We start from the raw sequence: 12,383 nt of genomic DNA, 5'->3' as shown, positions 1-12,383 counted from the left end.
TCGGCGCTGCAGTTCCAGCAGGCGCTGACCGAGGTCGACAGCCACATCCGCGCCCAGGCCGAGGCCCGCGGCCAGCGCAGCGCGGTGGCGCTGGAGCGGCTGGATCGCGAGCAGCGCCGGCAGGAGTGGCAGCGGATGCTGCGCGACCAGCTCGAGCACCAGCTCGACGACGCGCAGGCCGGCAAGCTGATGCGGCGTTTCCTGCTCGGGCCCTGGGTCGAGGTCATCGCGCATGCGATGGTCCAGCACGGCCGCGACGCGGTGGAGGCGCAGACCTCGATCGAGCTGGTCGACGCGCTGCTGCACAGCGTGTCGCCGCAGCCGGACGAGGCGGCGCGCCAGCGGCTGCGCGCCCAGTTGCCGGACCTGGTCCGGGCGCTGGAACGCGGCATGGACTCGATCGCGCTGCCGCCGATGCAGCGCCAGACCTTCCTCGACGAACTGATGCGCCAGCATGGCCGCGTGCTGCGCGGCCTGCCGGCGCTCGAGGAAGCGGCGCCGGCAGCGCCCGCGGCGCCGAGTCCGCGCCGCCCGGCCCGGACGCCGGAAGAGCTGCTGCAGCAGCTGCTGGACGAGCGCGAATCGCAGCTGCCCTCGCGCTGGGCCTACGAGCGGGTCGACCGCGGCCAGTTGCCGACCGTGCCGGTGGCGCTCTACAGCGAGGAACATTCGCCGCACGCGCAGGCCGCGCTGCAGGACTGGATCGCCGGCGTGCACATCGGCGGCTGGTACCACCTGTTCCACCGGAGCGAATGGATCACCGCGCAGATCGCCTGGATCAGCGACAGCCGCCAGATGTTCCTGTTCATCGGCCAGGCGCCGGAGGAGCGCCACTCGGTGACGCGCGGCGCGCTCGAGCAGCTGGTGGCCGCCGGCCTGATCACGCAGCTCGAGGATGCGCCGCTGCTGCAGCGCGCGATCGGCACGCTGATGCTGGACCTGGACCGCGCGCCCGCCCAAGGCGACGACCGCTGACGGACACGGCCGGCCGCCGGGGCCGGTTCGGGTCACAATGCGCGCGCCCCGGGCGCTTGCCGCGGGGCGTTCCGTCCCCCGTCCGCCGTCGATGCCCGCCGTGTTCCGCGATTCCCGAGCCGTTTTCCGCCTCGCCGGTGTTCCCGGCCTGCCTGCCCTGCTGCTGACGGCCGTGCTGGCGACCGTGCTGGCCGCGCCCGCGGTGCTGGCCCAGACCGTGCCGCCCAACCCGCCGCCCGGCCCGGTGCCGACGCCCGCCGCCGACCAGGCGCAGCGGCCCAAGCTGGCGCTGGTGCTGTCCGGCGGCGGCGCGCGCGGGCTGGCCCACGTCGGCGTGCTGAAGGTGCTCGAGCGCGAGCACATCCCCGTCGACATCGTCACCGGCACCTCGATGGGCGCCATCATCGGCGGGCTCTACGCCAGCGGCATGTCCGCCGAGGACCTGGATCGCGAGCTGTCGAGGATCGCGTGGGACCGGCTCTTCGCCAGCCGCGTCGATCGGCAGGACCTGTCGCAGCGCCGCAAGGAGGAGGACTTCGAGTTCTCCGCGACGATCGAATTCGGCCTGCGCGACGGCGAGGTGCGCGTGCCCACCGGCACCCTCTCCAGCCGCGGCCTGGAGGCGCTGCTGCGCCGGCTGACGCTGCCGGTGCGCAACGTGCGCCAGTTCGACCGCCTGCCGACGCCCTTCCGCGCCGTCGCCACCGACATGGAGAACGGCCAGGAGCGCATCCTGGCCGAGGGCGACCTGGCGCTGGCGCTGCGCTCCAGCATGAGCGTGCCCGGCGTGTTCGCGCCGGTCGAATGGGAGGACCGCATCCTCGGCGACGGCGGCCTGGTCAACAACCTGCCGGTGGACGTGGCGCGCGAGATGGGCGCGACGCGGCTGATCGCCGTCAACGTCGGCACCCCGGTGGGTGGGCGCGAGACGCTGAACTCGCTGATCGGCCTGACGGCGCAGATGATCAACATCCTGACCGAGCAGAACGTGCAGCGCTCGATCGCCAGCATGTCCGCCGGCGAGGACCTGCTCATCACGCCGCAGCTGGGCAAGCTGACCTCGGGCGACTTCGACAAGGCGCGCGACTTCATCCGCGCCGGCGAGGAGGCGGCCCAGGCGCTGCTGCCGCAGCTGCGCGCCTATGCCGTCGACGACAAGACCTATGCCGACTGGCAGTTCGCGCGCATCGGGCTGAAGCCGCCGGCCGTCGTGCTCGCGGCGGTCAAGCTGGAGGGCTCGGACAACACCAATCCGGAGCGCTTCCGCAGCCAGCTCGAATCGAAGCCCGGCCAGGTCTTCAACAACGAGACGGCCGAGCGCGACATGCGCTTCCTCTCCTCCAGCGGCGACTACAACCGCGTCGACTACCACGTCGAGCAACGCGCCGACGGCGAGACGCTGGTCTTCAACATGGAGGACAAGCCCTGGGGGCCGAACTACTTCCGCGTCGGCATGGACCTGTCCACCGACTCGGGCGGCGACAGCTTCTTCAACCTGCGGCTGAGCCACAACCGCCACTGGCTGACCAGCAAGGGCACCGAGTGGCGCAACCAGATCACCATCGGCGAGACGCCGCGGCTCTACACCGAGCTCTACCACCCGCTCGGACTCAAGCTCGGCGTGGCCGACGACTGGTTCGTCAGCGCCTGGGCCGAGGCCAACCAGCGCAAGCAGATCGTCTATGACGACAACGACCCCGACAACGCGAGCCTGGGCCAGGCGCGACTGGTGCGGCGCGACGGCACGCTGGGGCTGGACGTCGGGCAGCCCTGGGGCCGCTGGGGCGAGGTGCGGCTGGGCGTGATCAGCCAGGTCCGCCATGCCAAGCCCGACCTGATCACCGTCGCCACGCCCGCGATGGGCAAGCTGCGCTGGACCAGCTACGAGCGCGGCTTCCGCCTGCGCACCGTCGTCGACCAGCTCGATTACGCCAACTTCCCGCAGCACGGCTACCGCTTCACCGTCGAGGCCCAGGGCGGCCGCCAAGACAACCGCAACCTCAGCAGCGGCCGTTTCCTGCGCCTGAACATGGACGGCAACATGGTGCGCAGCTTCGGCGGCCACACCGTCAGCCTGTACGCGCGGGCGGTCGGTTCGCAGCAGCCCGACGACACCGGCCTGGGCGGCTACACGCTGGGCGGCTTCCATCAACTGTCGGGCTACAACCCCAACCAGCTCAGCGGCAACTCGCTGTTGTTCACACGGGCGACCTACTACCGGCGGCTGAACGACCAGCCCTTCCTGTCCCGCGGCTTCTTCGTCGGCGGCACGCTCGAGGCCGGCAACACCTGGCTGTCGCGCCGCGACATCAACATCAAGGACCTGCGCTACGCGAGCAGCGTGTTCCTCGGCTCGGACACGGGGCTGGGTCCGTTGTACGTGGGCATCGGCTACGCGCCGCGCGGCGGCACCGCGCTCTACGTGTTCATCGGCCGGCCCTGATCGGGCTCGGCGTCGGCGTTCTCATCGGGGTCGGCGTCGGCATCGGCTTCCTCGTCGTCCGATCGCAGCACCGGCTCGCGGTGGGCCCAGTCATAGAGCACCTCGGCGACGTCCTCCAGGCCCTGCTTGTTGAGCGCCGAGAACAGCGTGATGCCGATGTCCGCGTCCTCGGTGGCCAGCACGCCGATGTCCTTCTCGACCTGCGCCAGGACGGCGGCGCCTTCCTTGCGGTTGAGCTTGTCGGCCTTGGTCAGCACGATCAGCAGGCTGACCTCGCCGGCGGTGACGCGGTCGGAGACGAACTCCAGCAGCTGCTTGTCGAGGTCGGTCAGGCCCAGCCGCGAATCGACCATCAGCACCACGCCCGACAGCGATTCGCGCTCGCTGAGGTAGTCGGCCATGACGCGCTGCCAGCGCAGCTTGGCGTCGCGGGCGACCGCGGCGTAGCCGTAGCCCGGCAGGTCGGCGAACAGCGCGTCCGGCGCGTCGCGCGGGCCCACCGCGAACAGGTTGATGTGCTGGGTGCGGCCCGGCGTCTTGGAGGCGAAGGCCAGGCGCTTCTGCTGCGCCAGCGTGTTGACCGCCGTCGACTTGCCGGCGTTGGAGCGGCCGACGAAGGCGATCTCCGGCAGCTGGCGCGGGGCCAGGTCGTGCGCGAGCGCCTCGCCCTCGCTCGCCAGCGCGGAGCCGGCGTCGCCTTCGGGCGCGCCGACGTCGGCGTCGTCCAGGAATTCGTCGAACTCGTCGTCGCCCGCGGCCTCGGCCTCGGCGGGCAGCACGCCGTTGACGGGCAGATGCTTGAGCTGGCTGGCGGTCGTCAGGAAGCGCGCGGTGTGCGTCCACGCCAGCGCGCGCTTGCCGGCCGTCAGCGGTTCGGTGCTGGCCGGCTTGACCGGCGGGGGCAGGCCTTGCGCCTTGAGCTTCTCGTTGGCCTTGGCACGCGCCTTGGCGGCGGCACGCTGGCCGGTCTTGCCCGGACCGGGCTTCTTCTTCGCCCCCCCTGCGCGTCCCGCACCACGGCCTGCGGGTTTCCCTGGGGCCGCGGGAGCGGGTTTCTTGTTGGAATCGGTCATCGCGCTGCGGGGCTCAAAAGAGGTGCCATTGTAAGATCCCACGGTTGCGCTCACCCAACCCTCAACAATTCATGAAGACTGCCGCTTTCTTGTTGTCGAGTATGGTTTTGATGTCCGGCGCCGCCAACGCCGCCGAACCGCAAGCAGCCACCAAGCCCGATCTGACCAAGGGCCAGGCCATCAGCTCTCAAGTCTGCGCCGCCTGCCACACGGCGGACGGCTCCCGCGGCAGTCCCGCCAATCCCATCATCGCCGGCCAGCATGCCGACTACCTGGCCAAGCAGCTGCACGAGTTCAAGTCGGGCAAGCGCAAGAACGCGGTGATGTCGGGCATGGCCGCGCCGCTGTCGGATGCCGACATCCGCAACGTCTCGGCCTTCTACGCCAGCAAGGGCGCCAAGCCCGGCTCGCGAAGAACAAGGAACTGATCGCCCTGGGCGAGAAGATCTACCGCGGCGGCATCGCCGACAAGCAGGTGCCCGCCTGCGCCGGCTGTCACAGCCCCAACGGCGCCGGCATCCCCGCGCAGTACCCGCGCCTGGGCGGCCAGCACAGCGACTACACCGAGGCCCAGCTGACCGCGTTCCGCGCTGGCGGCCGGCCCAACAGTCCACAGATGCTGGCCATCGCCGCGAAGATGAGCGACCGCGAGATCAAGGCGGTCTCCGACTACATCGCCGGCCTGCGCTGAGCGGCCGTCTCCGCCACGCCCCTTTCGGGGCAGGTGCCGACGAACGAGGCCGGTGATCCGATCACCGGCCTTCGTTTTTGCCGGCCCTCGCCCGATTCGTCGTTCCGGGCAACGAGAATGCCGGCCATGACCGAGAAGTCCCCCGACCGTCCCCCCCCGGCCCGCCGCCCAGGTGGCGGCCCGTGTCGCGCTCGACGACGCGATGGAGCTGCTGGCGTCGATGCGTTTCGCGATCGCGCTGCTGACGGTGATCTGCATCGCCTCCGTGATCGGCACGGTGGTGCAGCAGCAGCAGCCGATGACGAACTACGTCAACCAGTTCGGGCCGTTCTGGTCGGAGCTGTTCGGCAAGCTCGACCTCTACACCGTCTACAGCGCCTGGTGGTTCCTGCTGATGCTGGGCTTCCTGGTCGTGTCGACCAGCCTGTGCATCGCGCGGCACACGCCCAGGATCCTGCGCGACCTGAAGACCTACAAGGAGACGATGCGGGAGCAGTCCATCCAGGCCTTCAAGCTCAAGGCGCTGGGCTACCTGCACATGAATCCGGAAGCGGCGCTGGGCCAGGTCAACGCCTGGCTGGCGGCCGAGGGCTGGAAGGCCCGCGCGCAGGTGCGCACCGGCGGCGTGATGATCGGCGCGCGCAAGGGCGCGGCGCACAAGATCGGCTACCTGGCGGCGCACTCGGCCATCGTGCTGATCTGCCTGGGCGGGCTGCTCGACGGCAACCTGATCGTGCGCGCGATCATGTGGGCGCAGGGCAAGCAGATCTACCAGGGCGCCGACCTGAACCAGATGACGGCGGTCAACCGGCTGGGCACCTCCAATCCCAGCTTCCGCGGCAACCTGTTCGTGCCCGAGGGCAGCCGCTCGTCGACCGCGCTGCTGTCCATGCCCACCGGCGTGGTGGTGCAGGACCTGCCCTTCGACGTCGAGCTGAAGAAATTCATCGTCGAGTACTACGCGACCGGCATGCCCAAGCTGTTCGCGAGCGACATCGTCATCCACGACCGCCGCGACGGCTCGTCGACGAAGGCGACCGTCAAGGTCAACGAGCCGGTCACCTACCGCGGCGTCACGCTCTACCAGAGCAGCTTCGAGGACGGCGGCTCGGGCATGAAGCTCAAGCTGCGCTCGCTGCAGTCGCCGCACGACACGCCGCTGGACGCCAAGGTCAACGGCACCACGACGCTGACGGTGGACGGCGAGTCCTACGGCCTGGAGTTCACCGGGCTGCGCGTCATCAACGTCGAGAACTTCGCCAACGACGGCAAGGACCAGGCCGGCACCGACGTGCGCAAGGTCGACCTGGTGGGCCGGCTCGAGCAGCACCTGGGCTCGGGCGCGAACGTCAGCGACCGCAAGACGCTGCGCAACGTCGGCCCGTCCTTCAGCTACAAGCTGCGCGACGCCAGCGGCCAGGCGCGCGAGTACAACAACTACATGCTGCCGCTGGAGCTGGAGGGCCACCGGGTCTACCTGCTCGGCGTGCGCGACACGCTGGCCGACAACTTCCGCTACCTGCGCGTGCCGGTGGACAGCAAGGACAGCATGGAAAGCTGGCTGGCGCTGCGCCGTGTGCTGGCCGATCCGGCGCAGCGGCTGCTCGCGGCGCGGCAGTACGCGCTGGGCGCCAGCCCGCCCGACAAGCCGGCGATGCAGGCGCAGCTCGAGGCCACGGCGCTGCGCACGCTGACCCTGTTCGCCGGCGCCGAAGGCCTGAAGGCCGATGCGCCCGCGCAGGGCGCGGCGCTGGGCGGCCTGCCGGCGCTGTCGCAGTTCATCGAGCGCGAGGTGCCCGAGCCCGAGCGCGCGCGCGTGTCCGAGGTGCTGCTGCGCATCCTCAACGGCAGCCTGTTCGAGCTGCACAAGCAGGCCGAGGAGCAACTGGGCCGTCCCAAGCCGACGCCCGGCGACGCGACGCAGGCCTTCATGACGCAGGCGGTGCTGTCGCTGTCGGATGCGATGTTCTATCCCGCGCCGGTCCTGATGCAGCTGGACGACTTCCAGCAGGTCCAGGCCAGCGTGTTCCAGGTGACCCGCGCCCCTGGGCAGACCCTGGTCTATCTGGGCGCCGTGTTGCTGATCGTCGGCGTGTTTGCGATGCTCTACGTCAAGGAGCGGCGGCTGTGGCTGTGGCTGGAGGCCGCGCCGGGACGCAGCGAACAGACCCGGGTCCGCATGGCCCTGTCCAGCAACCGCGATTCGCCCGACCTGCCCGTCGAATTCCAAGCGCTCAAGCAGCGGCTGCTGCATGAGGAGGCCTGACATGAACAGCACCTACTCCCCCGCCGAGTCGTCGGCCCTGCCCTCGCAGCTGCCGGGCGCCTCCGAGGCGACGCCGCAGCGCTCGCTGGTGATCGGCCGGCGCGGTTACTTCCACGGCCGCAATGCGTTCGACTGGATCTTCGCGGCGCTGGTGCTGATCGGCGCGGGCTTCGCGTTCAGCCGCTATCACGCGTCGATGGACGTCTACGAGAAGGGCATCCTGGCCGGCGCGGCGCCGGCGCTGATCGCGCTGGGCTGGTTCTGGCGGCCGCTGCGGCCGCTGTGCCTGATCGTCGGCGCGGCCAGCCTGTTCGCGATCCAGCTCTACCTGAGACAGACCGACGACTTCGGCGCCGACCTGGCCGCGGCGGACAAGGTCTTCTTCCTGAAGTACATGCTGTCCAGCCAGAGCGCGATCCTGTGGATGAGCGTGCTGGTGTGGATGAGCACCCTTTTCTACTGGCTGGGCTTCTTCCAGAAGGCCGGCGGCCACAGCGCGGCCGAGGCGATCGGCACCCGGCTGGCCTGGGGTGCGGTGGGCATGGCGCTGATCGGCACGATGGTGCGCTGGTTCGAGAGCCACCAGATCGCGCCCGACATCGGCCACATCCCGGTGAGCAACCTCTACGAGGTCTTCGTGCTCTTCACCTGGCTGACGACGCTGATGTACCTGTACTACGAGCAGCGCTTCGCCACGCGCGCGCTGGGCGCCTACGTGATGCTGGTGGTCAGCGCGGCGGTCGGTTTCCTGCTCTGGTACACGGTGGCGCGCGAGGCGCATGAGATCCAGCCGCTGGTGCCCGCGCTGCAGAGCTGGTGGATGAAGATCCATGTGCCGGCGAACTTCATCGGCTACGGCAGCTTCGCGATGGCGGCGATGGTGGCGCTGGCGACGCTGCTCAAGACCGCGACGCCGCGCGCGCTGGTGATCGGCCTGATCGGCGTGCCGGTGGGGCTGGTGGCGGTGCTGCTGGCCTTCCGCTTCGGCGCGAACGTGTCGCCGGAGCTGGCCGCCGGCCTGAACGGCTGGGCTGGCAAGATGGCCGGCGTGGCGGTGTTCCTGGCGGCGAGCGTCGCGCTGCGCGGCCCGCTGACGGCGCGGCTGCCGGACTTGTCGACGCTGGACGACCTGGCCTACAAGGCGATCGCGCTGGGCTTCGCCTTCTTCACGATCGCGACCATCCTGGGCGCCTTCTGGGCGGCCGAGGCCTGGGGCGGCTACTGGAGCTGGGACCCGAAGGAAACCTGGGCGCTGATCGTCTGGCTGAACTACGCGGCCTGGCTGCACATGCGGCTGATGAAGGGCCTGCGCGGCGTGGTGAGCGCCTGGTGGGCGCTGATCGGCCTGCTGGTCACGACCTTCGCCTTCCTGGGCGTCAACATGTTCCTGTCGGGCCTGCATTCCTACGGCACGCTGTAAGGCGGCACGGCCACGAGCGAGGGCGGCGTCGGGCGCGGAGTCCACGCCGCCCTCCTTCTTTCGAGGTAGGCCGCGGCGCGCGCCGGGTCCCCTCCGGGCCCTGAACGAGGGGACTTAAGCGCGATCTCATGAAATCCGGCGGCGGGCGGCGTAAGGTGCGAGGCTTCCCTCCCCCCGAAGGTCAGCCATGCATTTCCACAAGCCACGCGACGGCCAGCGCATCCCCGCTTCCGAGATCACGCCCCGCGAGGTCCACGACGCCCGCCGCGACTGGCTGAAGACGGCGGGCGCGCTGGGCCTGACCGGGATCGGCCTGAGCGGCCTGTCCACCGGCGCCCAGGCCCAGACGGCGGGCCCGGGCAAGCTGGCGAAGCTGCCCGGCGCGAAGAGCGCCGTCGCGGGCGCCACCGTCATGGAGAAGCTGACCGCCTACAAGGATGTCACTTCCTACAACAACTTCTATGAGTTCGGCACCGACAAGTCGGACCCGGCGGAGAACGCCCACACGCTGAAGCCGCGGCCCTGGTCCGTGGTCATCGAGGGCGAATGCGCCAAGCCAGGCCGCTTCGGCCTGGAGGACCTGCTCAAGGTCGCCCCGATGGAGGAGCGCGTCTACCGGCTGCGCTGCGTCGAGGGCTGGTCGATGGTGATCCCGTGGGTGGGGTACTCGCTGTCGGAGCTGCTGAAGAAGGCGGAGCCGACCGGCAAGGCCAGGTACGTCGAGTTCACGACGCTGGCCGACAAGGCGCAGATGCCGGGCGTGCGCTCGGGCGTGCTGGACTGGCCCTATGTCGAGGGCCTGCGCATCGACGAGGCGATGCATCCGCTGACGCTGATGGCCTTCGGCCTGTACGGCGAGGTGCTGCCCAACCAGAACGGCGCGCCGCTGCGGCTGGTGGTGCCCTGGAAGTACGGCTTCAAGTCGGCCAAGTCCATCGTCAAGATCCGCTTCGTCGAGAAGCAGCCGGTGAGCAGTTGGACCAAGGCGGCGCAACAGGAATACGGCTTCTATTCCAACGTCAACCCGACGGTCGACCACCCGCGCTGGAGCCAGGCCACCGAGCGCCGCATCGGCGAGGACGGCCTCTTCGCCAAGCGCCGCCCGACGCTGATGTTCAACGGCTACGAGGCGCAGGTCGGGCAGCTGTACGCCGGCATGGACCTGAAGAAGAACTTCTGAGCGCGGCGCGCCGCCCGGCCCCACCGCGGCCACCGGACGCCGCCGCCGGCCATCGCCATTGCATCCACCGATGACCTCCGTTCCCCCTTCCACCGCTGCCACGTCCACCTCCGCGACGGCGCCGGCTGCCGCGCGCCGCGCGCCGGCGAGGCGTCATCCGCTGCTGCATCCGGCGGCCAAGGTCGTGCTTTTCCTGCTGTGCCTGCTGCCGCTGGCCTGGTACGTCTTCGGCGCCTTCACCGAGCGGCTGGGCGCGAACCCGGCCGAGACGCTGATCCGCGGCCTGGGCGACTGGGCACTGCGCCTGCTGTGGATCACGCTGGCGGTGACGCCGCTGCGCACCTGGACGAACCAGCCGGCGCTGGCGCGCTTCCGCCGGATGCTGGGCCTGTTCGCCTTCTTCTACGCCAGCCTGCACCTGCTGGCCTACGGTTGGCTGGACAAGGGGCTGGACTTGGCCGACATACTGCGCGACATCGGCAAGCGGCCCTTCATCCTGATGGGCTTCACCGCCTGGCTGCTGCTGGTGCCGCTGGCGGCGACCTCGTTCAACCGCGCGATCAAGGCACTGGGCGCGCCGCGCTGGCAGGCGCTGCACAAGCTGGTGTACGCGATCGCGATCGTCGGGCTGATGCACTTCATCTGGATGCGCGCCGGCAAGAACAACTTCGCCGAGCCGCTGGTCTACGGCTCGATCCTGGCGGTGCTGCTGGGATGGCGGGCGTTTCGGCGGATGAAGCGCTGAACGGGCGCGGCGGTCGCGGTCGCTACGCCGCTATGCTCGGCGACTTCGGCCGCCGTTGACTCATGCTGAGCCTGCACCCCGTCTCCGAACGCGACGTCGTCGCGCTGCGTCGCTTCGAAACCGACAACCGTGCGTTCTTCGAGTCGCACATCAATGCCCGGCCGCCGGCCTATTACGACGCGGGCGGCATCGAGGCCGCCGTCGCCACCGCGCTGCGGGAGGCCGCTGCCGACATCGGCCACCAGTACCTGATCCGCGATGCGGATGGCGAGCTCGTGGGACGCATCAACCTGAGCCATGTGCGCCGCAGGCATTTCCACTCGTGCGAGTTGGGCTACCGGATCGCGGAGCGGGCCAATGGCCGGGGCCATGCGAAGGAGGCAGTGAAGCTGGTGCTGGCCAAGGCCTTCGACGAGCTCGGCCTGGTCCGGATCGAGGCGAAAGCACGAGCCGGGAACCTCGGCTCGCTCAAGGTCCTGCGACACAACGGCTTCACCGAGTTCGGCCGATCCATGCGCAGCTTCCAGCTCCACGACGAGTGGGAAGACATGCTGCACTTCGAGCGCCGAGCGCCCGGTCGCTGAGCCGGTCGCTACCGGCGCTCGACCGCCCGCAGCAAGTCGGCCAGGCGCTCCGGCCACACCGTCTCGGTGGTGGACGCCAGCTCCTCCGCTGACCACCAGCGGTGATCCGCCATCACCTCCTGCTCCAGCGCCGTCCAGCCCTCGCGAGACAGCCGCCGATCGGCGACGCGTACGACGAAGAAGCGTTCCTGCGCCCACACGCGTTCGCCATCGGGCAGCAGCAGTTCGAAGTCGCGCGATGCGATCGCCGGGCCGATCTCGCGCACGACGATCCCCGTCTCCTCGCGCAGCTCGCGGATCGCGGCCTCGGCGAAACTTTCGCCATCCTCGACGCCGCCGCCCGGCGTCGCCCAGAAGTCCTGACCCGTCATCGGGCCGGTCTTGTGCACGAAGCGGAAGAGCAGCACATGGCCCTCAGGATCGAGGACGAGCAGTCGCGCCGAAGGGCGACGTCGCATCGAGGCCGGAGGAACGGTCGGATCAGTCGGGGCGGTCATGGGCGGCGATTCTCTGCGCGAGGCGCCTACCGTGTCCTCCGGCCTGTGCGTGCCACACGCCGATACTCGCGCGATCGCCTCTCCTTCACGCGACATGACCGACGACGCCGAGACCGACGACCTCCGTGAGATGCCCGCTTCCGCGCCGTCGCTGCCCCCGTCGCTGGCCGGGGCGCTCGCCGGCCGCGAGTGGCACCGCAATCTGGTCGGCGAGGCCGGCGCCCTCGTGCATCGGCTGCGGCGCGCGGGCTCGCCCGATCTCTACCTGAAGCACGGCGATGGGGAAGCCGCAACAGCCATCGTCGATGAATTCGCCCGGCTGCGCTGGCTCAGCGGGCGCTGGCCCGTGCCGGCGATCGCGCATTTCGAGGCAACGGGCGGGACCGCCTGGCTGCTGACGCAGGCCCTGCCCGGCCGCACCGCCTACGAATGGCTCGAAGCGGCGCCGGATCGCGCGCCGGCGATCGTCGCGTCGATCGGGCGCTGCCTGCGCCGCCTGCATGCGCTGC

10 protein-coding genes and 1 pseudogene are annotated in these 12,383 nt (G+C 70.1%); 9 read left to right on the top strand and 2 right to left on the bottom strand.

Going from position 1 to position 12,383, the window contains the following annotated elements:
• Positions 1 to 975, top strand: a 975-nt coding sequence (locus tag FUT87_RS01145; protein WP_147239813.1) for a DUF1631 family protein, incomplete at its 5' end; no start/stop codon positions are given.
• Positions 976 to 1,147: 172 nt separating this feature from the next.
• Entirely contained in the window at positions 1,148 to 3,418 is a 2,271-nt protein-coding gene (locus FUT87_RS01140) for a patatin-like phospholipase family protein (protein ID WP_186830298.1), read from the top strand.
• Here the strand turns inward: FUT87_RS01140 and yihA are convergent.
• Positions 3,394 to 4,098, bottom strand: a complete 705-nt coding sequence (gene yihA, locus FUT87_RS31545; protein ID WP_254783365.1) for a ribosome biogenesis GTP-binding protein YihA/YsxC — start codon at positions 4,096 to 4,098, stop codon at positions 3,394 to 3,396. The two genes, FUT87_RS01140 and yihA, sit on opposite strands and share 25 nt — an antisense overlap.
• Positions 4,099 to 4,562: 464 nt before the next feature.
• Between yihA and FUT87_RS01130 the strand changes: the two are divergent.
• From FUT87_RS01130 to FUT87_RS01105, 6 genes and pseudogenes are all read left to right on the top strand, one after another.
• Positions 4,563 to 5,182, top strand: a pseudogene (locus FUT87_RS01130) (c-type cytochrome).
• Positions 5,183 to 5,354: 172 nt separating this feature from the next.
• Complete coding sequence (locus FUT87_RS01125) at positions 5,355 to 7,448, top strand: cytochrome c biogenesis protein ResB (protein ID WP_310735090.1); 2,094 nt, start codon at positions 5,355 to 5,357, stop codon at positions 7,446 to 7,448.
• Between the two features lies 1 nt (position 7,449).
• A complete protein-coding gene (gene ccsB / locus FUT87_RS01120; protein WP_091720615.1) occupies positions 7,450 to 8,868 on the top strand; it encodes a c-type cytochrome biogenesis protein CcsB in 1,419 nt (472 codons plus the stop codon).
• A 187-nt stretch (positions 8,869 to 9,055) separates the two neighbouring features.
• On the top strand, positions 9,056 to 10,048 hold the full coding sequence (gene msrP / locus FUT87_RS01115; protein ID WP_147239810.1) for a protein-methionine-sulfoxide reductase catalytic subunit MsrP: 993 nt from the start codon (positions 9,056 to 9,058) through the stop codon (positions 10,046 to 10,048).
• A 70-nt stretch (positions 10,049 to 10,118) separates the two neighbouring features.
• The gene (locus FUT87_RS01110) at positions 10,119 to 10,793 is read left to right on the top strand and encodes a sulfite oxidase heme-binding subunit YedZ (RefSeq protein ID WP_091720606.1); all 675 of its coding nucleotides are present in this window, start codon (positions 10,119 to 10,121) and stop codon (positions 10,791 to 10,793) included.
• A gap of 62 nt (positions 10,794 to 10,855) precedes the next feature.
• Positions 10,856 to 11,377 carry a GNAT family N-acetyltransferase gene (locus FUT87_RS01105; protein ID WP_147239809.1) on the top strand — a complete coding sequence of 174 codons (522 nt, stop codon included), beginning with the start codon at positions 10,856 to 10,858 and terminating at the stop codon, positions 11,375 to 11,377.
• Between the two features lie 8 nt (positions 11,378 to 11,385).
• On the opposite strand, the gene FUT87_RS01100 is transcribed toward FUT87_RS01105, so the two are convergent.
• Entirely contained in the window at positions 11,386 to 11,874 is a 489-nt protein-coding gene (locus tag FUT87_RS01100; RefSeq protein WP_255511602.1) for an NUDIX hydrolase, read from the bottom strand.
• Between the two features lie 94 nt (positions 11,875 to 11,968).
• Between FUT87_RS01100 and FUT87_RS01095 the strand changes: the two genes are divergently transcribed.
• Positions 11,969 to 12,383: phosphotransferase (locus FUT87_RS01095; protein WP_186830297.1), on the top strand; the 415-nt coding region annotated here is incomplete at its 3' end.

The sequence above is a fragment of the Mitsuaria sp. TWR114 genome (assembly GCF_007997345.1).
The sequence above is the reverse complement of the archived record's forward strand: the minus strand, read 5'-3'. Positions and strand labels throughout refer to the sequence as shown.

What these genes read in the sequence shown, in the direction of transcription:
- FUT87_RS01105 (WP_147239809.1), top strand. Translation starts at nt 10,856, where the DNA reads ATGCTGAGCCTGCACCCCGTCTCCGAACGCGACGTCGTCGCGCTGCGT.
- FUT87_RS01110 (WP_091720606.1), top strand. Translation starts at nt 10,119, where the DNA reads ATGACCTCCGTTCCCCCTTCCACCGCTGCCACGTCCACCTCCGCGACG.
- msrP (WP_147239810.1), top strand. Translation starts at nt 9,056, where the DNA reads ATGCATTTCCACAAGCCACGCGACGGCCAGCGCATCCCCGCTTCCGAG.
- FUT87_RS01100 (WP_255511602.1), bottom strand. Translation starts at nt 11,874, where the DNA reads ATGACCGCCCCGACTGATCCGACCGTTCCTCCGGCCTCGATGCGACGT.
- ccsB (WP_091720615.1), top strand. Translation starts at nt 7,450, where the DNA reads ATGAACAGCACCTACTCCCCCGCCGAGTCGTCGGCCCTGCCCTCGCAG.